This window comes from Mycobacterium sp. IS-1742 (genome assembly GCF_001500125.1).
Lineage (GTDB): Bacteria > Actinomycetota > Actinomycetes > Mycobacteriales > Mycobacteriaceae > Mycobacterium.
Map to the genome: position 1 here is coordinate 76,041 of NZ_LQIV01000010.1, position 25,433 is coordinate 101,473.

Below are 25,433 nucleotides of genomic sequence, written 5' to 3' on the forward strand. Positions count from 1 at the left end.
GTTCACTAGCGGAAATCCCGCGACTTCGAGCCGACCCGCATGTCCAATCTGCCCAGCCGGTCGGCGACGACGGTGACCGCACCGGTGGCGTTCTGCACGATGCCGCGGATCACCATCGCCGGCGCGGTCTGCGCAAGACGCCGCTGACGCGACCAGAGTTGCGGTGAGCACACGACATTGACCATCCCCGTCTCGTCCTCGAGGTTGAGGAACGTCACGCCCTGCGCGGTGGCAGGGCGCTGCCGATGGGTCACCGCCCCGGCCACCAGCACGCGGGTGCCGTCGGGCACCTCCAACAGCCGGGCCGCGGGGACGACGCCCATCGCGTCGAGGTTGTCCCGTAGGAACTGGGTGGGATAGCTGTCCGGGGACACTCCGGTGGCCCACACGTCGGCGGCGGCCAGTTCCAGTTCGCTCATCCCGGGCAGCGACGGGATCTGCCCCGCCGAACCGACACCGGGTAGCCGGTCGGGCCGTTCGGCGGCGGCCGCACCCGCCGCCCACAGCCCCTCACGGCGGGTGATGCCGAAACAGCCCAGCGCACCGGCGGTCGCCAACGCCTCGGTCTGCGGCACCGACAGCTGCACCCGGCCGGTCAGGTCGAGCAGATCAGCGAACGGCCCGTTGGCTTTTCGTTCCTCGACGATACGCTCGGCGAGGTCGTCACCGATGTGGCGGACCGCGGCGAGCCCCAGCCGCACCTCGGTCCCGGCGTTCTCCAGCGTCGCGCGGGCCAGGCTGGCATTGACATCCGGGCCGTGCACACTGACGCCGTGCCTGCGCGCATCGGCCACCAGCGACTGCGGTGAGTAGAAACCCATCGGCTGCGCCCGCAGCAGCGCCGCGCAGAACGCCGCCGGGTGATGCAGTTTGAACCACGACGAATAGAACACCAGCGACGCGAAGCTCAGCGAATGGCTCTCGGGGAAGCCGAAGTTCGCGAACGCCTCCAGCTTCTCGTAGATCCGGTCGGCCACCTCGCCGGTGATGCCGTGGCGCTGACGCATCCCGTCGTAGAACCGGCCCCGCAGCCGGCGCATCTTCTCCGTCGACCGCTTCGACCCCATGGCGCGGCGCAGTTGGTCGGCCTCGGCGGCGGTGAACCCGGCGCAGTCGACGGCCAGTTGCATCAACTGCTCCTGGAACAGCGGCACCCCCAGCGTCTTGCGCAGCGCGTTCTCCATCGACGGGTGGTCGTAGGTGACGGGCTCCTCCCCGTTGCGCCGCTTGATGTAGGGGTGCACCGACCCGCCCTGGATCGGCCCAGGCCGGATCAGCGCGACCTCGACGACCAGGTCGTAGAAGACGCGGGGTTTCAGCCGCGGCAGCGTGGCCATCTGCGCGCGGGACTCCACCTGGAACACGCCGACCGAATCGGCGCGCTGCAGCATCTCGTAGACGGCCGTCTCGGACAGGTCGAGCCTGGCCAGGTCGACGTCGAGGCCCTTGTGTTCGCGGACCAGGTCGATGCAGTAGTGCAGCGCCGAGAGCATGCCGAGCCCGAGCATGTCGAACTTGACCAGGCCGATGGCCGCGCAGTCGTCCTTGTCCCACTGCAGCACGCTGCGATTGGCCATGCGGGCCCATTCCACCGGGCACACGTCGGCGATCGGCCGGTCACAGATCACCATGCCGCCGGAGTGGATCCCCATGTGCCGCGGGAGGTTCGAGATCTGCAACGCCAGATCCACCACCGGCTCCGGGATGCCCTCGACGTCCGGGGAGTCGGCCAGCCCGTTCCACTTGCTGAGCTGTTTGCTCCAGGCGTCCTGCTGTCCCTGCGAGAAGCCGAGCGCGCGGGCCATGTCCCGGATGGCGCTGCGCCCGCGGTAGGTGATCACGTTGGCGACCTGGGCGGCGTAGTCACGGCCGTAGCGGTCGTAGACGTACTGGATCGCCTGCTCGCGCAGGTCGGATTCGATGTCGATGTCGATGTCGGGTGGCCCGTCGCGGGCCGGAGACAGGAACCGTTCGAACAGCAGCTCGTTGGCGACCGGGTCGACGTTGGTCACCCCCAGCGCGTAACAGACCGCGGAGTTGGCCGCCGAGCCGCGCCCCTGGGCGAGGATGCCGTTTTCCTTGCAGAACCGCGTGATGTCGTGGACGACGAGGAAATAGCCTGGGAAGGACAGCTTTTCGATGACCCGCAGTTCGTGTTCGATCTGGGCGTAGGCCTGCGGGGCCCGTTCCGGTGGACCGTAGCGGTGGCGGGCGCCGAGCATCACCAGGTGCCGCAGCCAGCTGTCCTCGGTATGGCCCGGCGGCACGTCGAACGGCGGCAGCTGCGGGGCGATCAGCGCCAGCCCGAACGCGCACTGCTCCCCCAGGTCGGCGGCGGCGGTGACGACCTGCGGGCAGTGCGCGAACAGCCGGGCCATCTCCTCTCCCGAGCGCAGATGCGAACCACCGAGCGGGGCCAGGTAGCCGGCGGCCTCGTCGATCGAGTGGCGGGCCCGGATCGCGCCCATCGCCATCGCCAGCCGGCCGCGTGACGGTTCGGCGAAATGCGCTGCGGTGGTGGCCACGACGTGCAGACCGAAGCGCGGTGCCAGTTCGGCCAGCGCGGCGTTGCGCTCGTCGTCGAAGGGGTGGCCGTGGTGGGTGAGCTCGACGCTGACCCGGTCGGCGCCGAACCGGTCGACCAGATCGGCGAGGGCCTTCTCGGCCGCTTCGGGACCCCCCTCCGAGAGCGCTTGGCGGACATGGCCTTTGCGGCATCCGGTGAGGATGTGCCAGTGCCCTCCCGCGGCCTCGGTGAGCGCGTCATAGTCGTAGCGGGGCTTGCCCTTCTCACCCCCGGCCAGGTGCGCCTTGGCGATCTCGCGCGACAGCCGCCGGTACCCCTCCGGCCCGCGGGCCAGTACCAGCAGGTGCGGGCCCGGTGGGTCGGGCACTTCCGTACGAGCCGTGTTACCCAGCGACAGCTCGGCGCCGAACACCGTGCGCATGTCGAGTTCCTTGGCCGCCTCGGCGAACCGGACGACTCCGTAGAGCCCGTCGTGGTCGGTCAGCGCGATGGCCCGCAGGTCAAGCCGGGCGGCCTCCTCGACGAGTTCCTCCGGCGTGCCGGCCCCGTCGAGGAAGCTGTACGCCGAATGCGCATGCAGTTCGGCGTAGGACACGGAACCGCCCGACCGCGGCAGATTTGGAGCCTGGTAGGCGCCGCGTTTGCGCGACCACGCCGGGCTGTCCCCGCCGTCTCCGGGAGGTTCGCGCAGGGACTCGCCGGCCCGCCGGGGCTTGCCGTTCAGCACCCGCTCGATCTCCGGCCACGTCGGCCCGTTGGAGAAACCCACCCCACGAGTGTACCGAACATCCGTTCGATGAAGGGAGGGGTCGCGGCTCCCTCCCACTCTCAATCTATAGCGCGACCGGGGGCTTGCGGCAAGACCCGGGGTGTGCTGCACACTCGCTGGCCGAAGCTGTCACCTGCACATATGGAGGTCGAATGACGGATACCGAGGTGATCGTCGTTGGCGCGGGCCCGACCGGTCTGATGCTGGCCGCGGAACTGCGCCTGGCGGGGGTGCGGACCCTGGTACTGGAGCGGCGCCCACAGATCGACGACGTCGCGAGGGCCGGTGGACTGGGCGGGCAGATCCTGCACGTGCTGCGCTACCGGGGACTGCTCGATCGCTTCGAGGCCGCCAGCGGCCAACCCCGGCCCACGCCGCGCTTCCCCTTCGGCGGTCTGCAGGCCGACTTCACCCGCCTGGCCGATCCCCCGATGGAGGCCCTGCTGCTCCCCCAGCCTCGGATCGAGGCGGTGCTCGAGGAGTACGTGCGCGATGCCGGCGCCGAGGTCCGCCGCGGACACGAGGTCGTCGGACTGGCCGAGGACCCGGGGTCGGTGACCGTGGACGTCGACGGGCCGCGTGGCCTCTACCGGGTGACCGCGCGTCACGTGGTGGGCTGCGACGGTGTCCGGAGCCGGGTCCGCGAACTGGCCGGGATCCCCTTTCCCGGGACCACCTATCCGGAGGTCAACCGCCTCGCGCACGTCGGCAGGCCCGGGGCGGTGACATTGCGCGCGGACGGCGACTACGAGATACCCGGCATCGGACACCTGCCCGCGGGCTATACCCAGACCGAGCGCGGCGCGTTCGCGATCGCCTCGATGACTCCGGACGAGCTGACGATCTACACCAGCGAGGACGATCCGGGCGGCTACGACGACGAGACACCGATGACGGTGAGCGAGCTCGCGGACAGCATCCGCCGTGTGCTGGGGGCCGACGTCCCGCTGGGCGAGCCGACCCGGATGACGCGCTTCACCTACCACGCCCGGCACGCCGAAACCTACCGCGCCGGAGGGGTTCTGATCGCCGGCGACGCCGCTCACCAGTTCCCCGCCGGGGGCGTGGCCGTCAACGCCGGGATGCTCGACGCGGTGAATCTCGGCTGGAAACTCGCCGCGCACGTCGCGGGCTGGGCACCGCGGGGTCTGCTGGACACCTACCACGACGAACGTCACCGTGCCGCTGCGCGCACGCTGCTGCACACCCAGGCACAGGTGGCCCTGCGGCGCGGCGCCGACCCGGCCGCCGAGGCGCTGCGTGAACTGGTGGGCGAACTACTCCTCGACGAGCAACCGTTGCACCGCATCGGCCGACTCCTCGCGGGCGACGACGTCACCTACCCGACCCGCCCCGGAATCCATCCGCTGACGGGGACGTTCGTCCCGGACCTTGCGCTGGACCTGCACACCGGGCGACCGGCGTTCCTCGACCTCGCCGATCGGGACGACCTGCGTGCCGCGGCGGACGGCTGGAGTCACCGGGTCGACATCCTCACCGCTCGAACCGATCCGCGGCCCGCGGATGCGCTGGTGGTCCGCCCGGACGGCTACATCGCCTGGGCCGCGGGTGTGGACGAGGCGGTCGGAACCGCGGGTCCGGCGCTCCTCGCCGCGCTCACCGACTGGTTCGGTGCCCCGCGCGGCGCGGACTGACTGCGCCGCGCTGCCGAACGCCGCGGTGACCTCTACGATGTCTTTGCCTAAGGAAGGGACTCGGGGAATGGCGTCACAGAAATACATCGGCTACGTCGGCGGACTGGCGGTCGCAGTCGGTGTGGGCGCCGCGGTCGCGGTCGCCGGCCAGGGCACCGCTCATGCGGAGACCGAGTCGCCCTCGACCGCCTCGGAATCCGCGAGCGATTCACCGTCCGCGGGCGCCGTCGACGCCGGCCCGAAGAAGCCGGACGCCGAATCGGACAAGAAGGCCGACGACAAGCCGTCGCTGAGCAAGAAGCTCAGGCAGTCGGCGAAGCAGTTCGAGGCCGAGCAGGTCGAGAAGCTGCGCGCGGTGTTCACGCCCCGCGACGTCGAGAAGGATGACGACGAGCCGCCGGCCAAGCGCGACAACGCATCCGACGACGACACCGAGGTGTCGGCGGCGCAGGCCCGGCTGGTCCGGGAGCCGGTCGACGAGCCCGTCGCGGAGCCGGTCGACGAACCCGCCGCAGCGGCTGCCGCGGCGCCGGTGCCGTGGAGCCCCGACCCGTTCCGGCCCGACGATCCGGATCCCGACGACATGCCCGACGCGGTCCTCACTCTGCGTGACCTGCTCGTCGGCGCGGCCGGCCCGGAGTTCCGGCCCTACATCCGCGAGGGCGTCGAGGCGGTGTACCGCGGCAGCCAGATCGTGCCGTGGGTCAACGTCGTCGTGCCCGCGTACAAGATCGTCCCGGCCTTCATCGAAGCCGCGCAGGGCAACAGGGTCGGCGCGCAGGTCATCATCAACGAACTGCTCAAGACCACCGGCCCGGTGTCACTGCTCTACTACGGCTACGACCAGATCGCCGACCTGGCCAACATGGAGTACGAGGCCCGCCTGCTCAAGGAGCAGTTCTACAGCACCGCGTGGGACACCCTCGACCCGCTGGCGCTGTTGCACGAGTACGGCGACCACGGCCTGCGTTAGGGCAGATCCTCGGGCGTGAGCTGATCACGCGGGATGACCACCATCGGCACGTGCAGGACGCGCAGCATCTTGGCGGCGGTCGACCCGAGGAACAGCCGCCGCGGTGCGCTCAGCCGGCTCGAGCCGACCATGATGAGGTCACCGTCATGCCAGTCCAGCTTGCCGACCGCGTCCTCGACGCCGCGTCCGTCGACGATCGTCGAGGTCACCGGAATGTTCTCGGGGAGGCCGTGTTTCGCCGCGTCCAGCGTCTGGGAGGCGTGTTCGAGCGCCCGGTTGCGCACCGCGTCGACGTCGCCGCGCAGCACACCGAACGTCGGGTCGAGCGCCACGAGTGAGACCAGCCGCAACGGTGTGCCCGCCGCCGAGCTGAACCGGACCGCATGCTCGAGCAACAGGTCCGCGCCCTCACGGCGGCCGATCGCGCACGTCACCTCACGGACGCGCTCGACCGGTGACTCGCGGATCCCGCGCGGCGCCACCGCGACCGGCATCGGCGCCGAGTGCAGCAGCTGGTTGACCACCGATCCGAGTGTGTAGCTCCCGGCCAGCCCGCCGCCCGATCCGCCGACCACGATCGCATCGGCGCCGAGCCGTCCCGCCTCGGTGATCAGTCCGTCGGCGGCGGAGTCGGTGAACACGATGTGGCTGTGCGCAGACACATCGTCGGGCACCGACGCCATCGCTTCGGCCAGCCACTTCTCCGCCTGACTGCCGAGCAGATCGTCGTGCTCCCCGGTCGGCACCATGGCGGGCAGCGCCCGGTCGGACGGCAGGATCATGCAGACGTCGAGCTCTGCGCCGAGCGTGCGAGCCAGGCGGACACCCAGTGCGAGCGCGTCCGCGCCACCGGGGGTGGCGAGATAACCGACGACCAACCTCATGACCGAACCACCGCCCATCTCGCACGCCCGGCGAACGCCGCGGATTCCAATCCTGTCAATCCGACGCGGTTTTCACCGGCGCTTCAGCGAAATCAAGGTCGATACCGGGCGGTGCCGTCCTCCAGCACCAGCCGGGTGGCGGATCCGTCCGGGGCGGACGCCTCGGTCCGGAAGACCGCCTCCCCCTCGGCGGTGCGCCACACCGACGTCGTCAGCGTCTCGCCCGGGAACACCGGCGAGGTAAAGCGGGCGCCGACGGCGGTGATGCGCGTGGCGTCGCCGTCGCCGAGCGCAGCCACCAATGCCCGTCCGGCCACCCCGTAGGTGCACAGCCCGTGCAGGATCGGGCGCGGGAACCCGGCCAGCTCGCGGGCGAACCACGGATCGCTGTGCAGCGGGTTGCGGTCTCCGGAGAGCCGGTAGAGCAGGGCCTGATCTTCGCGTGTGGGCAGCGCGATGCGCGCGTCGGGATCGCGCTCGGGGATCTCCGGGGCCTGCGGTCGCGTCCCCGGCTGCCCGCCGAATCCGCCCTCGCCCCGGATCACCGCCGTCGAGATCGTCTCGGCGACCACCTCGCCGGTGTCGGGGTCGGTGCCCGTGCCCTTGAACACGAGGATGGCGTTCTTCCCCTCGCCCTTGTCCTGGATGTCTGCCACCTCGGACACCACGCTCAGCCGCCCGGCCGGTTTGAGCGGTGCGAACAGCCGGATCTGCTGCGACCCGTGCAGCAGCTTGCTGAAGTCGAACGAGCCGACGGCGCCCACCGCGCCCCAGGCCGGGGAGGCGATGACCGCATAGGTGGGCAGCACCTGCTGCTCGACGTCGTGGCTGTTCTCGGTGGTGAACGCCAGGTCGGCGGTGCCCGCCCCGACGCCCAGCGCGTAGAGCAGCGTCTCCCGGTCGGTCCACTCGTGGAGCACCGGCTCGGACGTGCGGCCAACGGCATCGGGATCGATCGGCATGGGCATTCCCTTCTCGGCGTGAATTCGGACCCTATCTTTCCGGTTGAACGGCGCAATTGTGGATACCGAATAGGCCATGGCCGAACCCGCGGGCTGGCAGGCGATGCGCTCGGTGCTGTTGCTCTGCCGGTCGATGACGGCGGTCGTCGACCAGGAACTCAAGGACGGCTTCCGGCTCCGGCTGATCGACTTCCAGATCCTCAAGCAGCTGCAGTCCACCGACACCGGAACGTGTCTGCTGGGCGAGGTGGCCCGGGAATTGTTCGTGCACGCCACCACGGTCAGCATCGCCACCGAGCGGCTCACCGAGCGCGACCTGGTCGTGCGCCATCCCCATCCGACCGACCGCAGGGCGACGCTGGTGAGCATCACCGACGATGGACGGACAGTGACGGACGCGGCCACGGCGACGCTGGCGGCCGCCCAGTTCGGATTGGCCGGCCTGACCCCTGACCAGCTGGCGGCCTTGAGCCGCGTCGAGCGCCGCGCCCACACCGCGAAGGGGTGACCGGAGCGGGCGTATCCTCTGCCCGTGACCACCCCACGCAGCGAGTCTTCCGCTCCGATACCGGTTTTCGCCGATGTGGACACCGGGGTCGATGACGCGATGGCGCTGGTGTACCTGCTCGCCAGTGCGGACGCCGATCTGATCGGGATCGCATCCACCGCAGGCAACGTCGGGGTGGACCAGGTCTGCCACAACAACCTGGGTCTGCTCGACTTGTGCGGGGCGGGGGGCATTCCCGTCTCACGCGGCGCCGAGGGCCCGATCGCCTCGGCGCTGCGCACCGCCGAGGACACCCACGGCCCGGAGGGGTTGGGCTATGCGCACCTGCCGTCGAGCGGGTCGAAGGTGACGACGTACGACGCCGCCGAGGCGTGGGTGCGCGCCGCCCGGGCGCATCCCGGTGAATTGGTGGGCATCGCGGTGGGCCCCCTGACCAACGTTGCGCTGGCGCTGCGCGCCGAACCGGCGCTGCCGACCCTGTTGCGCCGGTTGGTGATCATGGGCGGCGCGTTCGACTACCGGGGCAACACGACGGCGGTGGCGGAGTGGAATGTCAGCGTCGATCCGGAGGCCGCCGCCGAGGTGTTCACCGCGTGGAGCGCATCGGGTCTCACCCCGCCGATCGTGCTGGGCCTCAATCTGACCGAGCACATCGCGCTGACCCCCACACTGCTGACCAGGCTGGCGGCCGCCGCTCAGTCCCCGACCGCGCCGATGAGCGTGCTGGACGACCGGGGCACCCGTTCGACGGCCGCCAACCCGTTGATCCGCGTCCTGGAGGATGCGCTGCGGTTCTACTTCGAGTTCCACTTCGACCAGGGCGAGGGGTACCTCGCGCATCTGCACGATCCGCTGGCCGCCGCCGTCGCCCTCGACCCCGATCTGGTGCAGTACCGGCCCACGACGGTGGACGTCGAGCTGACCGGGACGCTGACGCGCGGGATGACGATCGCGGACTGGAGCGGGCGGTGGGGCCGACCGCCGAATGCCCTGGTCGGCATCGGCGTCGACGCAGGCGTCTTCTTCGAGCGGTTCATCGACCGGGTGGGGCCCTTCGCCCGCCGGCTGGGCTGACGTCAGTCGTCGGTGACAGTCACGGCGACGTCGATGTTGCCGCGTGTGGCGTTGGAGTACGGGCACACCTGATGCGCCTTGTCGGCGATCTCCCGAGCGGTCTGCTCGTCGACGTTCGGCAGCGCCACCTCCAACTCCACCGCGAGCCCGAACCCGCCGTTGTCGAGCTGGCCGATCGAAACCCGGGCGCCCACAGTCGAATCGGAGACGTCGACCTTCTCCTGACGGGCCACCAGGCGTAGCGCGGAGTGGAAGCAGGCCGCGTAGCCGACGGCGAACAGCTGCTCGGGGTTGGTGCCGTCACCGCTGCCGCCCATCTCCTTCGGGATTGCCAGGTCGAAGTCGAGGCGGCCGTCGGAGCTGCGGCCGTGGCCGTCGCGGCCTTCGCCGGTCGCCAGTGCTTCTGCGGTGTAGAGGGCTTTCATGTGGGTTCCTTCCGGTGGATGAGCACGTCGTTCAACTGACGGACGGCGTCGCGCAACCGCTCGGCGTCCGCGACGGACAGGCCGGTGGTCCGGAACAGTTCCTCGGGGATGCACTGGGCGCGTTCCTCGAGCGCCCGCCCGGCGTCGGTGAGGACGATCTCGACCTGGCGCTCGTCGGCGCGCGACCGGCGCCGCTCGAGAAAGCCGTTGGCCTCCAGCCGTTTCAGCAGCGGCGAGAGGGTGCCGGAATCCAGGTGCAACCGCTCACCGAGCCGGCCGACCGTCACCGGCCCCTCCTCCCACAACACCAGCAGCACCAGATACTGCGGGTACGTGAGGTTCAGCTCCGTCAACACCGGCCGGTAGGCCGCCGTCATGGCACGCGTCGCCGAGTACAGCGCGAAACACAGATGCTGATCGAGGCGGAGCGCGGCCATACCCAAACCATAGCGCGCAATTGAGTTGTGCACAATCTTATTGTCAGCTACTCATAGGCGCCCTCCACATACCAGCGGCGCTGCCGGTAGCACAGCAGCAGCGCCGCCTGTCCGGCGCTCCCGTCGAGCAGCACCTGCGCCCTGGCGGTGCGACCCTTGGCGCGGTCGGGATCCCACCACCGTTCGTCGACCGGCCAGGGCCCGGCCCACCAGGCCAGATCACCGCGGTATCCGCCGCCGTCGAGGCGCGTCGGCGGGCCGGAGAACAGTCCGCGGTGGGTCACCCGCACCGGATTGCCCTCGGCGTCGAGCACCTCCACCGGATCGTCGAGCAGCACCGCGGGCGACGGTTCGGGCAGTTGCCCGGGCCACGGTTGGCGCGGATCGGCGTGCGTCACCGGCTCATCCCCGAAGGCGGTGAAGGTGATCCGCTCGGCGGGACCGCGCCCGCCGCTGAGCACCGGGACCTGGACCGCCTCGGGTCCGAGCAGGCCCTGGACGCGCACCAGTGCGCGGCGGGCCCGCAACCGGTCCTCCTCGCCAACGCCGCCCCACAGCGGCAGCTGCAACGCTTCGGCCGAGATGACCTCGACCGGCCGCAACCGCAACACGGTGATCGGCGCGGTGGGCCGGTCGTGGGGGTTGCGCCGGTTCAGCCAGCCGTCGAGTTGCCAGCGCACCCGGTCGGCGGTGGCGTCCTCGGTCAGCGGTTCTGCGCACCGCCAGACCCGTTCCAACTCCTTGCCGTCCTCGGTGACGGCGTGGATGGCCAGCCGGGTGCAGCCCACCCCCGCCGACTCGAGGCTGCGGTGCAGTTCCCCGGCCAGCGACCTGCCGGCGAACGCCGCGGCATCCACCCGGTCGATGGGCGGGTCACAGTTCATCACCGCATCGAGCTCGGCCGGTGGTTCCCGCCCCGACGGACCACGATCCGGCTCCCCCCGGGCGAACCGGTGCGCGGCGACGGCGTCCGCCCCGAACCGGGAGGCCACATCCGTGCGGGACAGCGCCGCGAACCGGCCGATGGTGCGAACACCCATGCGCCACAACAGGTCCGCGAGCTCATCACGGCCGGGGGTGGCCAGGCTCGGCTCGGTGGCGAGCTGGCGGATCGACAGCGTCGACAGGAAGTCGGCGTCCTCACCGGGCGCCACGATGCGGCCGGCCCGTGCGGCGAACACCGCGGTGGGCAGCTGATCGGCGATACCGACCTGACACTCCACCCCGGCCGCGGCAACCGCGTCGACCAGCCGCTCGGCGGCGGCCTGTTCGGAGCCGAAGTACCGGGCCGCGCCGCGCACCGCCATCACGAGCAGCCCCGGCCGCAACACCTCGGCCCGCGGTACCAGGTCGTCGACCGCCGCCGTGACGTTCTCGAAGTGGCGGGCATCGCGGGCCGGATCCGCCGCGGCGACGTGCAGATGCGGACACCGGGCCTGCGACTCCCGGCGTCGCAGCCCCCGCCGCACCCCGGCCGCCCGCGCGGATGCCGAACACGCGATGACCCGGTTGGCCAGCGTGACCGCCACCGGCGCCGTCGGGTCCAGATTCGCCGCTGCGGCGGCGGCGACCGCGGGCCAGTCCATGCACCAGACGGCCAGCACCCGGGACCGAGCCACGCTACTCACCGACCGCACGGGCGGGGCCGTGGCCCCGGCCCCTCGCCCGCATCGCCAACCGGACCCGGCTGATCCGCCCGCACCCCGGCGTCGGGGCACCGGGCGGACCGGCGCCGGCCACCTCGTAACCACACACCCGGGCCTCCAGCCGGGCCGCCGCCCCGGGCCAGTCGCCGTGGGTGACAAGCAGGGTGCAGCCCTTCTGCCGGGCCCGGGCCGTCACCGCGCGGGCCCGGCCCGCGGGGACCGACCGACCGCCCAACCCGAGCACCACCAGATCCATCCCGTCCATCAGGACCGCCGCCACCTCCACCGGATCACCGCCCGGGTCCGGGATGACGGCCAGCCTGCTGAGGTCCGCCCCCATCTCCACGGCAGCCAGCAGACCGGCATCGGGCTGACCGACGATGGCGGCGTGACCGCCGGCCGCCGTCGTCGCCGCGACCATGCCCAGCGCCAGGGACCGGGCGCCCGAGAGCACCGCGACCGTGCCGCGCGGCAACGACCTCGGCAGCTGCTCAGCCAGCGATTCGGGCAGCGGCAGCAAACTTTCAGAGACCGGCGTGGGGTCGGTGGCCGGGGTCGGTCCCCGCCTGCCGGCCCCCACCTTGCCCGCCACCGCGGCCATCTGTTTGCGTAGGTGTTCGACCTGCTCAGCGCGGGTACGCTGGGTCAGGCTGAGGTCGGCAGCAGCTGTCACAACCGCACCTCCAACATCACCAGGAACACCCGTCATTCGAACTCATGTTCGATACAATCAGTAAACACCGACCCACCGACAAGCGTCAAGCCCGGCAGGGTGTCCCCGCCGGGCTTGTGCGTCAGGTCGTCGCTGTCCCTATTCCCACTCGATGGTGCCGGGCGGCTTGCTCGTGACGTCGAGCACGACGCGGTTCACCTCGGGCACCTCGTTGGTGATGCGGGTGGAGATCCGTTCGAGCACCTCGTAGGGCACCCGGGTCCAGTCCGCGGTCATGGCGTCCTCGCTGGACACCGGTCGCAGCACGATCGGATGTCCGTAGGTGCGGCCGTCGCCCTGCACCCCCACCGAGCGGACATCGGCCAGCAGCACCACCGGGCACTGCCAGATCTGGTTGTCCAGGCCGGCCGCGGTGAGCTCCTCACGGGCGATCGCATCGGCGTGCCGCAGCGTCTCCAGCCGCCCGCGCGTCACCTCACCCACGATGCGGATACCCAGACCCGGGCCCGGGAAGGGTTGGCGCGCAACGATGTCCTCGGGCAGGCCGAGTTCGCGCCCCACCGCGCGGACCTCGTCCTTGAACAGCAACCGCAGCGGTTCGACGAGCGTGAACTTCAGGTCGGCCGGAAGGCCGCCGACGTTGTGGTGGCTCTTGATGTTCGCCGTACCCGACCCGCCGCCGGATTCGACGACGTCGGGATACAGCGTGCCCTGCACCAGGAATTCGACCGGCGCTCCGCTGTCTCCCACGATGTCGACCACCGCGCCGTCGAAGGCGCTGATGAACTCGCGGCCGATGATCTTGCGCTTGCCCTCCGGGTTGGTCACCCCCGACAGTTCCTCGAGGAACCGGTCGGCGGCGTCGACGGTGACGAGGTGGGCGCCGGTGGCGGCGACGAAGTCGCGTTGCACCTGGGCCCGCTCCCCCGACCGCAACAGGCCGTGATCGACGAACACGCAGGTCAGCCGGTCGCCGATGGCGCGCTGCACCAGCGCGGCCGCCACCGCGGAGTCCACCCCGCCGGACAGCCCGCAGATGGCGCGGCCGTCCCCGATCTGCTCACGCACCTGTTCGACCAGAGCGTCGGCGATGTTGGCCGGGGTCCATTTCGCGCCGATGCCGGCGAAGTCGTGCAGGAAGCGGCTGAGCACCTGCTGGCCGTGTGGCGAGTGCAGCACCTCGGGGTGGTACTGCACGCCGGCCAGCCGGCGTGCCCGGTTCTCGAAGGCCGCGACCGGCGCACCGGCGCTGGTGGCCACCACCTCGAAACCGGACGGCGCCTCGGTGACCGCGTCACCGTGGCTCATCCACACCGGCTGGGTGGCGGGAAGATCCGAATGCAGTTCTCCGCCAGCGACTTTGAGTTCGGTTCGGCCGTACTCACTGGTGCCGGTGTGCGCGACGGTGCCGCCGAGCGCCTGCGCCATGGCCTGAAAGCCGTAGCAGATGCCGAACACCGGGACGTCGAGGTCGAACAGCGCCGGGTCGAGTTGCGGGGCACCGTCGGCGTAGACGCTCGCCGGACCGCCGGACAGCACGATCGCCTGCGGGTCCTTGGCCTTGATCTCCTCGACGGTGGCGGTGTGCGGGACGACCTCGGAGAAGACCCGGGCTTCGCGGACCCGGCGCGCGATCAGCTGCGCGTACTGCGCGCCGAAGTCGACCACCAGGACCGGCCGCGGGGATGGGGAATTCACCGCCTCAGTCTAGTGGCGGCCCGATTTCGCCCATCACGTTAGTGTCGGGGCGGCAATGGTTACCCCAGCGGGGAACCAATCCGAGGAAGCGAGGTCCGCTGTGCTGGGTCTGCCCGAGCGGATAACCGCCTGCCTGTTCGACCTCGACGGTGTGCTCACCGATACCGCCAGCGTCCACACCCGCGCGTGGAAGGCGATGTTCGACGACTACTTGCGAACCAGGGCGCAGCGCACCGGTGAGCCGTTCGTCCCGTTCGACGCGGGCGCCGACTATCAGCGTTACGTCGACGGCAAGCGCCGCGAGGACGGCGTCCGGTCGTTTCTGGTCAGCCGCGGAGTCGAGCTGCCCGACGGTCACCCCGACGACCCGCCCGACGCCGAAACCGTGCACGGGCTGGGCAACCGCAAGAACGAGATGTTTCATGAAACGTTGCGCCGCGACGGCATCGAGGTGTTCGAGGGCTCACGCCGCTACCTCGAGGACGCCAGCGCCGCAGGCCTCGGCATCGCCGTCGTCTCGTCGAGCGCGAACACCGAGGAGGTGCTCGACATCACCGGGATGGCGCGCTACGTCCAGCACCGCGTCGACGGGGTCACCATGCGCGAGGAGCACATCGCGGGCAAACCCGAGCCGGACTCTTTCCTGCGGGCGGCCGAACTGCTCGGTGTCACACCGGCTCAGGGCGCGGTGTTCGAGGATGCCCTCGCCGGGGTGGCGGCGGGACGGGCCGGGAAGTTCGGCTATGTGGTGGGCGTCGACCGCGTGGGACAGGCAGAGGAACTGCGGCGCAACGGCGCCGACATCGTCGTCACCGACCTCGCCGAACTGCGGGAGACCACACCGTGATCCCCTACGACGTCTTCCCCGTCGAGCCGTGGCAGGTCCGCGAGACCCGGCTGGACGTCGACCTCATCGACGAGTCCGAATCGCTGTTCGCACTGTCCAACGGGCACATAGGGTTTCGGGGCAACCTCGACGAGGGCGAACCGCACGGCATGCCCGGTACGTATCTGAACTCCTTCTTCGAGGTCCGGCCACTGCCCTACGCCGAGGCGGGCTACGGCTACCCCGAGGCGGGTCAGACGATCGTCAACGTCACCAACGGCAAGATCGTGCGACTGCTGGTCGACGACGAACCCTTCGACGTCCGCTACGGCGAGCTCATCGACCACGAACGGATCCTCGATCTGCGGGCAGGCACCCTGAGCCGTCGGGTGCACTGGCGGTCACCGGCGGGCAAGCAGGTGAAGGTGTTGTCCACCCGCCTGGTGTCGCTGTCGCAACGCGGCGTCGCGGCCATCGAGTACATCGTCGAGGCGATCGACGAATTCGTTCGTGTCACAGTGCAATCCGAGCTGGTCGCCAATGAGGACCAGCCCGAGGAGTCGGGCGACCCACGGGTGGCGGCGGTGCTGCGCAAACCCCTCGAGGCGGTTCACCACGAGCAGACCGACCACAGCGCGCTGCTGGTCCACCGGACCCGGGGCAGCGCCCTGATGATGGCGGCCGCGATGGACCACGAGGTCGACGTGCCCGGACGCGTCGAGATCAGCACCGACGCCCGCGAAGACCTCGCCCACACCACCGTGATCTGCGGGCTGCGCCCGGGCCAGCGCCTGCGCATCGTCAAGTACCTCGCCTACGGGTGGTCGAGCCTGCGTTCCCGTCCGGCACTGCGTGATCAGGCCGCGGCCGCGCTCACCGGCGCACGCTACGTCGGTTGGCAGGGGCTGCTGGACGCGCAACGCGAATACCTCGACGAGTTCTGGGATTGCGCCGATGTCGAGGTCGAAGGCGACCCCGACCTGCAGCAGGCGGTGCGGTTCGGACTGTTCCACGTGCTGCAGGCCAGCGCCCGCGCCGAACGTCGCGCCATTCCCGGCAAGGGCCTGACCGGCGCCGGGTACGACGGCCACGCCTTCTGGGACACCGAGGGTTTCGTGCTCCCGGTGCTCACCTACACCAAACCCTCCGCGGCCGCCGACGCGCTGCGTTGGCGGGCGTCCACCCTGCCGTTGGCCAGAGAGCGCGCGGCGCAACTGGATCTGAAGGGCGCCGCGTTCCCGTGGCGCACCATCCGCGGTGAGGAGTGCTCGGCGTACTGGCCTGCGGGGACCGCGGGCTGGCACGTCAACGCCGACATCGCCATGGCCTTCGACCGCTACCGCACCGTCACCGGCGACGACTCACTCGAGGACGAATGCGGCCTCGCGGTGCTGGTCGACACCGCCCGGCTGTGGATGACGATCGGCCACCACGACCGTCACGGCGTCTGGCATCTCGACGGCGTCACCGGTCCCGACGAGTACACGGCGGTGGTGCGCGACAACGTCTTCACCAACCTGATGGCCGCCCACAACCTGCGGGTGGCGGCCGAGGCCTGCGAGAGGCGCTCGGAGATCGCCCGGGACATGGGGGTGACCACCGAGGAGACGGCGACGTGGCGGGAAGCGGCCGCGGCCGCGCACATCCCCTACGACGAGGACCTCGGCGTGCACCCGCAGTGCGAGGGGTTCACGACGCTGGCCGAGTGGAACTTCACCAAGAACACCTCGTATCCCCTGCTGCTCCACGAACCGTATGTGCGGCTCTACCCAACCCAGGTGATCAAACAGGCCGATCTGGTGCTGGCGATGCAGTGGCAGAGCCACGCCTTCACCAACGAACAGAAGGCCCGCAACGTCGACTATTACGAGCGTCGCACCACGCGCGACTCGTCGCTGTCGGCGTGCACACAGGCGGTGATGTGCGCGGAGGTCGGACATTTGAACCTCGCCCACGACTACGCCTTCGAGGCGGCGATGATCGACCTGCGCAACCTGCACCACAACACGCGCGACGGGTTGCACATGGCGTCACTGGCCGGCGCGTGGACGGCGCTGGTCGCCGGATTCGGCGGACTGCGCGACGACGAGGGCGTCCTGTCGTTGAACCCGCACCTGCCCGACGCGCTGTCGTGCCTGCGATTCCGGTTGCGCTGGCGCGACTTCCGGCTGACCGTCCACGCGCGACACGACGAGGTGACCTACACGTTGCGCGACGGGCCGGACGGCCGGCTGGCGATCCGGCATGCCGGGGAGGAGATCGTCCTGTCCACCCAGGAGCCGACGACGGTCAAGGTGCAGCACCGCACACCACTGTTGCCGCCACCGTCGCAGCCGCCGGGCCGCGAACCGCTGCGGCGCCGCCTGACCGAACCGCGCTAGCGGTCAGGCGCCCTGGGCCTCGGCGGTCGTGGGATCGCGCCGGTTGACCTCGTCGCGGCTGGCGTTCCAGTCCAGCGCCGCGGGCGCGCCTGCGGGCACCGTGGGGTGCGCGGGCCGGATCGGGTCGAGGCGTCGGTAGCCCTCGCCCTGAGCGGGCCGCAGATCCTCTTCGCCCTTGTTCGGCCACAGCGAGGCCGCCCGTTCGGCCTGTGCGCTGATGGTCAGCGACGGGTTCACCCCGAGGTTGGCCGAGATGGCCGCCCCGTCGGTGACGTACAGCGTCGGATAGTTGTAGACGCGGTGATACGGGTCGATGACGCCGTGTTCCGGGTTGTCGCCGATGGCGGCGCCGCCGAGGAAGTGCGCCGTCAGCGGGATGTTGAACAGTTCGCCCCAGGTGCCGCCCGCGACGCCGTCGATCTTCTTCGCGATCCGCCGCGTCACCTCGTTGCCCACCGGTATCCACGTCGGGTTGGGCTCGCCGTGGCCCTGTTTGCTCGTCAGCCGGCGGGTGCCGAGCTTGGTGCGCTTGGTGAACGTGGTGATGGAATTGTCGAGGTTCTGCATGACCAGCGCGATCAGGGTCCGCTCGCTCCACCGCCGGACGTTGAGCAGCCGGACCGTGCCACGCGGATCCTGGCGCGCGTTGACGAACAACTGCTTCCACCGCGGGACGTCGGTGCCCTCCGGGCCGGAGCCGTCGGTCATCAGCGTCTGCAGCAGCCCCATCGCGTTGGAACCCTTGCCGTAGCGCACGGGTTCGATGTGGGTGTCGGACGTCGGGTGGATCGACGAGGTGATGGCCACGCCGTGGGTGAGGTCGAGGTCGTCGGTGGCCTCGAAGCGGCCCGCGCCGACGATGGACTCGGAGTTGGTGCGGGTCAACATGCCGAGCCGGTCGGAGATCTCGGGGAGTTTCCCGGCGTCACGCATCTTGAACAGCAGCTTCTGCGTGCCGAACGTGCCCGCCGCAAGGACGAGATTGGTGGCGGTGAAGGTGCGTTTCCGGCGCCGCACCTTGCGTCCGGTGCGCACGGTGGTCACCTCCCAGACCCCGTCGTCGCGCTGTTCGAAGCTGGTCACGGTGGTCAGCGGATGCACCTCCGCGCCCGCCTGCTCGGCGAGGTAGAGGTAGTTCTTCACCAGGGTGTTCTTGGCGTTGTGGCGGCAGCCGGTCATACACTCGCCGACCTCGATGCAGCCCCTGCGGGCCGGGCCTGCGCCGCCGAAGTACGGGTCGGGGACCGTCTTGCCCGGGGTCTTCTGCCCGTCGGGTCCGAAGAACACCCCGACCGGTGTGGGTACGAAGGTGTCGCCGACGCCCATCTCCTCGGCGACCTCTTTCACGACGCGGTCGGCGTCGGTGAACGTCGGGTTGGTCACCACGCCGAGCATCCGTTGAGCCTGCTCGTAGTGGGGCAGCAACTCCTCGTTCCAGTCGGTGATGTGCTTCCACTGCGGGTCGTTGAAGAACGGCTCCCGCGGCACGTAGAGGGTGTTGGCGTAGTTGAGCGATCCGCCGCCGACGCCGGCGCCCGCCAGGATGAGCACGTCGCGGAGCAGGTGGATGCGCTGAATGCCGTAGCAGCCCAGTTGCGGCGCCCACAGGAAGTTGCGCAGATCCCACGAGGTTTTCGCGAAATCCTCGTCGGCGAAGCGGCGGCCCGCTTCGAGTACGCCTACCCGGTAGTCCTTCTCGGTGAGCCGCAGCGCGGTGACGCTGCCGCCGAACCCCGAACCGATGATGAGGACGTCGTAGTCAGGCTGCATGACACCAGTATGGGTTACCAACGGGTAACGAGCTAGACAGGTGCGCCTAACCCGCGAGCAGACACAGAATCGCGTTGCTGAGCGCCTCCGAACGCGATTCTGCGTCTGCTCGCGGGCGTTATCCACAGGCGCGGCTCTGACCGCTACCGAAGGCCGGGTGAATACCCGAGAGTCGACAACCATGGATTCGGCGGTGCGGGACCTACTTCGTGGGCTCGGCGGCCTGGCGACCGCGCGGGAGTTGCTCACGGTCATGACGCGTCAGCAACTGGACTGGTGTGTGCGGCGCGGCGAGTTGGTCCGCGTGTGGCACGGCGTCTACGGCGACCACCACCCCGACGTGCGAGGCCGCCTGCGCGGACTCGACCTCTTCCTCGGGGAGGAGGCGGTCGTATGCCTGGGCACCGCGGCGGGGCTGTACGGCTTCGATGTCGAGAACACCGCGGCGATCCATATCCTCGATCCCGGCAGGCGGGTCCGCCCGGCGGTCGGACTGTCCGTCCACCAACGGGTCGGCGCACCGCTGCAACGGGTGGCCGGCCGATTGGCCACCGCACCCGCTTGGACGGCGGTCGAGACCGCCCGCCGACTACCCCGGCCGCGTGCACTCGCAACCCTGGATGCCGCTGTCCACTCCACCTGGTGCGACGTCGCCGAACTGCAGAGGGCCGTCGACGAGCAACGCGGACGCCGCGGCATAGTCGCCGTGCGCGAGTTGCTTCCCCATGTCGACGGGCGTGCCGAATCGGCGATGGAGAGCGAAGCCCGACTCGTGATGATCGACTACGGGCTCCCCCGACCGGTGCTGCAGTACGAGATCCGCGGGGCCGACGGCGAGGTCTGGCGGGTCGACTTCGCCTGGCCGGAAGTGCGGGTCGTCGCCGAGTACGAAAGCGTGGAATGGCACGTCGGCCGTCGCGAGATGATCAGGGACAGAAAGCGCGTCGCGGCGATTCAGGACATGGGTTGGACGGTGATCCCGATGGTCATCGACGACGTCCGACAGTATCCCGATCGGCTGGCCCAGCGCATCGCACACCACTTGTCACTGTCCCGACTGGCCGGCTGACTCGCGAGCAGACAGAGAATCGCGTTCCGACACCCCGAAAAACGCGAATCTGTGTCTGCTCGCGCCCAGAGCCCAGAGCCCAGAGCCCAGAGCCGAGCGCCTACGCGCCGACCGTCAGACCGACCTTCTGAAACTCCTTGGGGTCACAGTAACCGGCCTTGGCCATCGAGCGGCGAAGCCCGCCAACGAGGTTGAGCGATCCGAACGGATCGTCCGACGGCCCGGTGAGCACCTGTTCGAGCGACGGCCGCTCGCCGAGCGCCACCTGCAGCAGTGCACCGCGGGGCAGCGACGGATGCGCCGCGGCCGCAGGCCAGAACCAGCCACCGCCCAGCGCTTCGGCGGCGCTGGCCAGCGGTGTGCCGAGCACCACCGCGTCGGCGCCGCAGGCGATGGCCTTGGCCAGATCACCCGAGGTGTGGATGTCGCCGTCGGCCAGCACGTGCACGTAACGTCCGCCGGTCTCGTCGAGGTATTCGCGGCGCGCCGCAGCGGCGTCGGCGATGGCGGTGGCCATCGGCACGCTGATGCCCAGCACCTCGTCGGACGTCGTCACCCCGGACGTCGAGCCGTAACCCACGATCACGCCGGCCGCACCCGTGCGCATCAGGTGCAGCGCAGTGCGGTGGTCCAGCACGCCGCCGGCGACCACCGGCACGTCGAGTTCGGAGATGAACGTCTTGAGGTTGAGCGGTTCGCCGTCGGACGCGACGCGTTCGGCGGACACGATCGTGCCCTGGATGACGAGCAGGTCGATGCCCGCCTGCAGCAGCGCCGGGGTCAGCGCCTGGGCGTTCTGCGGGCTCACCCGCACCGCCGTCGTCACCCCCGCATCGCGGATGCGGGACACCGCCGCACCGAGCAACTCCGGGTCGAGCGGCGCGGCGTGCAACTGCTGCAGCAGCCGGATCGCCGCCGACGGTTCAGAGGACGCGGCCGCGGCCTTCTCCACGACCTGCTGGATCTTCTCCTCGACGTCGGCGTGCCTGCCGATCAACCCTTCGCCGTTGAGGACGCCGAGCCCACCGAGGCGGCCGAGTTCGATCGCGAACTCCACCGACACCAACGCATCGGTCGGATGCGCCACCACGGGGATCTCGAACCGGTAGGCGTCGAGCTGCCACGCCGTCGACACGTCCTGCGACGAGCGGGTGCGGCGCGACGGCACGATGTTGATGTCGTGGAGTTCATATGTACGGCGGGCGGTGCGGCCCATACCGATTTCGACCATGTCTCGCACAGTGCTGTTTCCCAGTCCGTCAGCGGGCGTAGTAGTTGGGCGCTTCGACGGTCATCGTGATGTCGTGCGGGTGGCTTTCCTTGAGCCCGGCCGCGGTGATCTGCACGAATTGCGCCTGCTGCAACGCCTCGATGGTGGGCGACCCGGTGTAGCCCATGGCCGCGCGCAGACCGCCGGTGAGCTGGTGGATCACCTGTGCCAGCGGTCCGCGGAACGGTACCCGGCCCTCGATGCCCTCGGGCACCAGCTTGTCCTCGGAGAGCACGTCGTCCTGGAAGTACCGGTCCTTGGAGAACGATCCGCGGGTGGCACCGGCCGCGTTGCGTCCCTGCATCGCGCCGAGCGACCCCATACCGCGGTAGCTCTTGAACTGCTTGCCGTTGACGAAGATCAGATCGCCGGGCGCCTCGGCGGTGCCCGCCAGCAGCGAGCCCAGCATGGCCGTGGACGCCCCCGCGGCCAGCGCCTTGGCGATGTCGCCGGAGTACTGCAACCCGCCGTCGGCGATCACCGGCACACCCGACGGCGCGCACGCCGCGACGGCCTCGAGGATCGCGGTGATCTGCGGCGCCCCCACGCCCGCGACCACGCGCGTGGTGCAGATCGAGCCGGGACCGACCCCGACCTTGACCGCGTCCGCCCCGGCCTCGACGAGCGCGGCGGCTCCGGCGCGGGTGGCGACGTTGCCGCCGATGACCTCGACGCGGTCGCCGAGCACGGTCTTGATGCGGTGCACCATGTCGAGCACGCCGCGGTTGTGCGCGTGGGCGGTGTCGACGATCAGCACGTCCACGCCTGCGTCGGCCAGCGTCATCGCGCGGGTCCACGCGTCGTCACCGACGCCCACCGCCGCGCCGACGAGCAGCCTGCCGTCGGAGTCCTTGGTGGCCAACGGGAACTGTTCGGTCTTGACGAAGTCCTTGACGGTGATCAGCCCGGTCAGCTTGCCGTGACCGTCCACGATCGGCAGCTTCTCGATCTTGTGACGCCGCAACAGCCCGAGCGCGGCCTCGGCCGAGACACCTTCCTGCGCGGTGATCAGCGGCGCCTTGGTCATCACCTCGGAGACCGGTTTGGACTGGTCCACCTCGAAGCGCATGTCGCGGTTGGTGATGATCCCGACGAGCGCGCCGTGGTCGTCCACGACCGGCAGACCGGAGATGCGGAAGCGCGCACACATGGCGTCGACCTCGGCGAGCGTGTTCTCCGGCGAGCAGGTCACCGGATCGGTCACCATCCCGGCCTCGGATCGTTTGACGGTCTCGACCTGGCCGGCCTGTTCGGCCACCGGCAGGTTGCGGTGCAGCACGCCCATGCCGCCGGCCCGCGCCATCGCGATGGCCATGCGGGATTCGGTGACCGTGTCCATCGCGGAGCTGACCAGCGGCACCCGCAACCGGATCCGCTTGGTCAGCTGACTCGAGGTGTCGGCCGTGGCGGGCACGACGTCGGAGGCGGCGGGCAACAACAGGACGTCATCGAAGGTCAGCCCGAGCATGGCCACCTTCGTCGGGTCGTCGCCGCCGGTCGGCACCGGTACGGCGATGGGAACGCTGCGTTCAGCGATCGACATGGGCGGGGCCTCCATAGGCACTTGGGCGGATACTCAATCCTATCGGTTGCGGCGGTGGCGGCTCGGCCCCGCACACCGGTCGCCACACCGGTGACGGCTGGCGTGATCACAGGGGGGCTGCGTAATGTGGGACCCGTGCGAGACCATCTGCCACCTGGTTTGCCGCCCGACCCGTTCGCCGACGATCCCTGCGATCCCTCGGCGGCCCTCGACGCGCTCGAACCCGGTCAGCCGCTGGACCCGCAGGAGCGCACTGCCGTCGAGGCGGACCTCGCCGACCTCGCGGTTTACGAGGCGCTGCTCGCGCACAAGGGAATTCGCGGTCTGGTCGTCTGCTGTGACGAATGCCAGCAGGACCACTACCACGACTGGGACATGCTGCGGGCCAACCTGCTGCAGCTGCTCGTCGACGGCACGGTCCGGCCCCACGAGCCGGCCTACGATCCCGAACCCGACGCCTATGTCACGTGGGATTACTGCCGTGGCTACGCCGACGCCTCGCTGAACGAAGCGACGTCGGACTCAGACGGCTACCGCTGAGCGGTTCGTCACTCTTCTGCTGCAGCGTCTGCCGCGTCACCCGGCAGCGGTAGGAGCACCGTGGTCGTGACCACGGGCGCCACGGCCTCGGGCCGCTCGACGGTCGGCGCCGGCTTAGTCGGCGCCTCCACCTCCACCTCGGATGCCTCCACCTCGGATTCGGCCACCGGCGGCGCAACCGTCGTGGCCGGCGCGACCGTGGTCGGCGCGAGTGACGTGGTGGGCATCGTCGTCGTCACCGGTGCAGACGACGGCGGGAGCTCGACGGGCGCCCGGGGGGTCGTCGTGACCGGCGGCGCCGAAGCGGGCGACGACGGCGCCAGCGTGGGCGCCGTCGGCGAGGTGGCTGACGGCACAGGCGGCGACGACGTGCTCGGCGGCGGGGTCGAAGAAGCGGGCGGAGTCGTCGTCGGCGGAACCGACGGGTCGGTGGACGACGGGGGTGTCGTGGCCGGCGCGGTGCTGTCGGACGGTGGCGTGGCATCCGGCGAGAGCAGCGCGGGCAGCGGCAGATCCGAGGGCACCTCGGGCAGCACCACGGGCGGAGCGTTCGGCGGCACGGTCGCGTCGGGATCGCGGGTCTCCACCTTCACCGACAGCTGCTGCCACTGGTCCACGAGCTCCTGCTGGCGGCTGGTGTCCCCGACCGCGGCGACGGTGGTCGTGAGCGTCTGCAGCTTGTCCTGCGCGGCGGTCCACTCGCCCTGCTCGATGAGCTGCTGCACCTCGGCCATCTGGGTCTGCGCGGCCAGCGCGACCTGATCGTCACGGGTGGTGGTCTGTTCGCCGAAGAGCATGGTGCGCACGCCGTACAGCGGATCGCCCGGCCCGGCGCCGTACACCACCGAGCCGAAGCCACCGAGACACAGCACCGCCGCGGCCACGGAGCCGACGACGGCCAGCGAGAACCGGCGGCGTGCAGTGGTCGTGGTGGCGCGGTCCAGCGCGATCGCCGCATCCCGCGGTGTGACCACGGACGCCATCGGCGGCTGCCGGACCTCGTCACGCCAGCCGGCCAGCAGGTACGCCAATTCGGCCTCGCCGGAGTCGTTCGAGTACACCGGCTGTTCGGTGGAGAGCGCGTCGAGGAAACGGTCGGTCTGATTGATCTCGGGCAGCGACGGCTCGCCCCCGTTGAAGGATCGGCGTGTGAAGTCAGGCATGGTCGTGCCCCGTTGCGATGATCTCGGCCTTGAGCCGCGCCAGGGCGCGGTGCTGCGCCACGCGCACCGCCCCCGCGGTGCTCCCGACCGCCTCGGCGGTCTCCTCGGCGCTCATGCCGACGACGACGCGCAGGATCAGGATCTCGCGCTGCTTGTCCGGCAGCACACCGAGCAGCTTCTCCATCCGCGCCGAGGACTCGGCGTTGATGGCCAACTGTTCGGGCCCCGCCTCACCGGAGAACCGTTCGGGCACCACGTCGGTGGGGTCCGACTTGTTTCGGCTCGCCGCTCGGTGGGCGTCCGCGATCTTGTGCGCTGCGATGCCATACACAAAGGCGAGGAACGGTCGTCCCTGGTCCTTGTAGCGCGGCAGCGCCGTGATGGCGGCCAAGCACACCTCCTGCGCAACGTCGTCTGCGGAGAGGCCACTTCGTTCCGTCGCGCCGATCCTGGCTCGGCAGTACCGCACGACGATCGGTCGAATGGTCTCCAGCACTTCCCGGAGTGCATCTCGATTGCCCGCCACTGCCTCAGCGACGACAGCATCGAGACGATCTCCCGAAAGTGTCATCGTGGGTGTGCTCTCCAACGTTACGAACGGCGTATCCGACGGTCTGGCTCAGCTAAACAATAACGATGC

The 25,433-nt window shown here is 70.1% G+C and carries 21 protein-coding genes; 8 read left to right on the forward strand and 13 right to left on the reverse strand.

Annotation, left to right across the window (positions count from 1 at the left end):
• Window positions 1–5: 5 nt before the first annotated feature.
• Window positions 6–3,296, reverse strand: a complete 3,291-nt coding sequence (locus tag AU196_RS07840; RefSeq protein ID WP_059094540.1) for an error-prone DNA polymerase — start codon at window positions 3,294–3,296, stop codon at window positions 6–8.
• A gap of 152 nt (window positions 3,297–3,448) precedes the next feature.
• On the opposite strand from AU196_RS07840, the gene AU196_RS07845 reads away from it, so the two are divergent.
• Both AU196_RS07845 and AU196_RS07850 read left to right on the forward strand, forming a co-directional pair.
• Entirely contained in the window at window positions 3,449–4,951 is a 1,503-nt protein-coding gene (locus AU196_RS07845; RefSeq protein ID WP_059094541.1) for an FAD-dependent monooxygenase, read from the forward strand.
• 67 nt (window positions 4,952–5,018) lie between these two features.
• Complete coding sequence (locus AU196_RS07850) at window positions 5,019–5,924, forward strand: hypothetical protein (protein WP_231737455.1); 906 nt, start codon at window positions 5,019–5,021, stop codon at window positions 5,922–5,924.
• Here AU196_RS07850 and AU196_RS07855 read toward each other — a convergent pair.
• Together AU196_RS07855 and AU196_RS07860 are read right to left on the reverse strand one after the other, a co-directional pair.
• Window positions 5,921–6,808, reverse strand: coding sequence for a universal stress protein (locus AU196_RS07855; RefSeq protein WP_059094578.1), 888 nt, complete (start codon window positions 6,806–6,808; stop codon window positions 5,921–5,923). The two genes, AU196_RS07850 and AU196_RS07855, sit on opposite strands and share 4 nt — an antisense overlap.
• A gap of 92 nt (window positions 6,809–6,900) precedes the next feature.
• Window positions 6,901–7,770 (reverse strand): MaoC/PaaZ C-terminal domain-containing protein, encoded by an 870-nt coding sequence (locus AU196_RS07860; protein WP_059094542.1) that lies wholly within the window; start codon window positions 7,768–7,770, stop codon window positions 6,901–6,903.
• A gap of 76 nt (window positions 7,771–7,846) precedes the next feature.
• Here AU196_RS07860 and AU196_RS07865 point away from each other — a divergent pair, with 76 nt between their 5' ends.
• Complete coding sequence (locus tag AU196_RS07865) at window positions 7,847–8,278, forward strand: MarR family winged helix-turn-helix transcriptional regulator (protein WP_059094543.1); 432 nt, start codon at window positions 7,847–7,849, stop codon at window positions 8,276–8,278.
• A 99-nt stretch (window positions 8,279–8,377) separates the two neighbouring features.
• Window positions 8,378–9,352 (forward strand): nucleoside hydrolase, encoded by a 975-nt coding sequence (locus AU196_RS07870; protein WP_231737458.1) that lies wholly within the window; start codon window positions 8,378–8,380, stop codon window positions 9,350–9,352.
• A gap of 2 nt (window positions 9,353–9,354) precedes the next feature.
• Here AU196_RS07870 and AU196_RS07875 read toward each other — a convergent pair whose 3' ends face one another.
• The 5 genes from AU196_RS07875 to guaA form a co-directional block, all read right to left on the reverse strand.
• Window positions 9,355–9,777 (reverse strand): organic hydroperoxide resistance protein, encoded by a 423-nt coding sequence (locus AU196_RS07875; RefSeq protein ID WP_059094545.1) that lies wholly within the window; start codon window positions 9,775–9,777, stop codon window positions 9,355–9,357.
• Window positions 9,774–10,214, reverse strand: coding sequence for a MarR family winged helix-turn-helix transcriptional regulator (locus tag AU196_RS07880; RefSeq protein WP_059094546.1), 441 nt, complete (start codon window positions 10,212–10,214; stop codon window positions 9,774–9,776). Before AU196_RS07880 ends, AU196_RS07875 begins: the two co-directional genes overlap by 4 nt.
• Window positions 10,215–10,261: 47 nt before the next feature.
• Window positions 10,262–11,800 carry a DNA polymerase Y family protein gene (locus AU196_RS07885; RefSeq protein ID WP_059094579.1) on the reverse strand — a complete coding sequence of 513 codons (1,539 nt, stop codon included), beginning with the start codon at window positions 11,798–11,800 and terminating at the stop codon, window positions 10,262–10,264.
• A gap of 34 nt (window positions 11,801–11,834) precedes the next feature.
• Window positions 11,835–12,533, reverse strand: a complete 699-nt coding sequence (gene imuA', locus AU196_RS07890) for a DnaE2-dependent mutagenesis accessory factor ImuA' (RefSeq protein ID WP_059094547.1) — start codon at window positions 12,531–12,533, stop codon at window positions 11,835–11,837.
• 138 nt (window positions 12,534–12,671) lie between these two features.
• On the reverse strand, window positions 12,672–14,231 hold the full coding sequence (gene guaA / locus AU196_RS07895; RefSeq protein WP_059094548.1) for a glutamine-hydrolyzing GMP synthase: 1,560 nt from the start codon (window positions 14,229–14,231) through the stop codon (window positions 12,672–12,674).
• 55 nt (window positions 14,232–14,286) lie between these two features.
• On the opposite strand from guaA, the gene AU196_RS07900 reads away from it, so the two are divergent.
• Together AU196_RS07900 and AU196_RS07905 are read left to right on the forward strand one after the other, a co-directional pair.
• Complete coding sequence (locus tag AU196_RS07900; RefSeq protein WP_059094549.1) at window positions 14,287–15,078, forward strand: beta-phosphoglucomutase family hydrolase; 792 nt, start codon at window positions 14,287–14,289, stop codon at window positions 15,076–15,078.
• Window positions 15,075–17,438 carry a glycoside hydrolase family 65 protein gene (locus AU196_RS07905; protein WP_059094550.1) on the forward strand — a complete coding sequence of 788 codons (2,364 nt, stop codon included), beginning with the start codon at window positions 15,075–15,077 and terminating at the stop codon, window positions 17,436–17,438. Before AU196_RS07900 ends, AU196_RS07905 begins: the two co-directional genes overlap by 4 nt.
• Before the next feature lie 3 nt (window positions 17,439–17,441).
• Here AU196_RS07905 and AU196_RS07910 read toward each other — a convergent pair whose 3' ends face one another.
• Window positions 17,442–19,208 (reverse strand): GMC oxidoreductase, encoded by a 1,767-nt coding sequence (locus AU196_RS07910; protein ID WP_059094551.1) that lies wholly within the window; start codon window positions 19,206–19,208, stop codon window positions 17,442–17,444.
• Between the two features lie 181 nt (window positions 19,209–19,389).
• On the opposite strand from AU196_RS07910, the gene AU196_RS07915 reads away from it, so the two are divergent.
• On the forward strand, window positions 19,390–20,277 hold the full coding sequence (locus tag AU196_RS07915; protein WP_059094552.1) for a type IV toxin-antitoxin system AbiEi family antitoxin: 888 nt from the start codon (window positions 19,390–19,392) through the stop codon (window positions 20,275–20,277).
• A 100-nt stretch (window positions 20,278–20,377) separates the two neighbouring features.
• On the opposite strand, the gene AU196_RS07920 is transcribed toward AU196_RS07915, so the two are convergent.
• Window positions 20,378–21,508, reverse strand: coding sequence for a GuaB3 family IMP dehydrogenase-related protein (locus tag AU196_RS07920; protein ID WP_157546127.1), 1,131 nt, complete (start codon window positions 21,506–21,508; stop codon window positions 20,378–20,380).
• Between the two features lie 28 nt (window positions 21,509–21,536).
• The gene (gene guaB, locus AU196_RS07925; protein ID WP_059094580.1) at window positions 21,537–23,090 is read right to left on the reverse strand and encodes an IMP dehydrogenase; all 1,554 of its coding nucleotides are present in this window, start codon (window positions 23,088–23,090) and stop codon (window positions 21,537–21,539) included.
• 135 nt (window positions 23,091–23,225) lie between these two features.
• Between guaB and AU196_RS07930 the strand changes: the two genes are divergently transcribed.
• On the forward strand, window positions 23,226–23,630 hold the full coding sequence (locus AU196_RS07930; protein ID WP_011768106.1) for a DUF5319 domain-containing protein: 405 nt from the start codon (window positions 23,226–23,228) through the stop codon (window positions 23,628–23,630).
• Window positions 23,631–23,638: 8 nt separating this feature from the next.
• Here the strand turns inward: AU196_RS07930 and AU196_RS07935 are convergent, their stop codons facing one another.
• Both AU196_RS07935 and AU196_RS07940 read right to left on the reverse strand, forming a co-directional pair.
• Window positions 23,639–24,793 carry an anti-sigma-D factor RsdA gene (locus AU196_RS07935; protein WP_059094554.1) on the reverse strand — a complete coding sequence of 385 codons (1,155 nt, stop codon included), beginning with the start codon at window positions 24,791–24,793 and terminating at the stop codon, window positions 23,639–23,641.
• Window positions 24,786–25,364: a sigma-70 family RNA polymerase sigma factor gene (locus AU196_RS07940; RefSeq protein ID WP_011854882.1), complete on the reverse strand. Its 579-nt coding sequence runs from the start codon at window positions 25,362–25,364 to the stop codon at window positions 24,786–24,788. The genes AU196_RS07935 and AU196_RS07940 overlap by 8 nt, the downstream gene beginning before the upstream one ends.
• Window positions 25,365–25,433 lie beyond the last annotated feature (69 nt).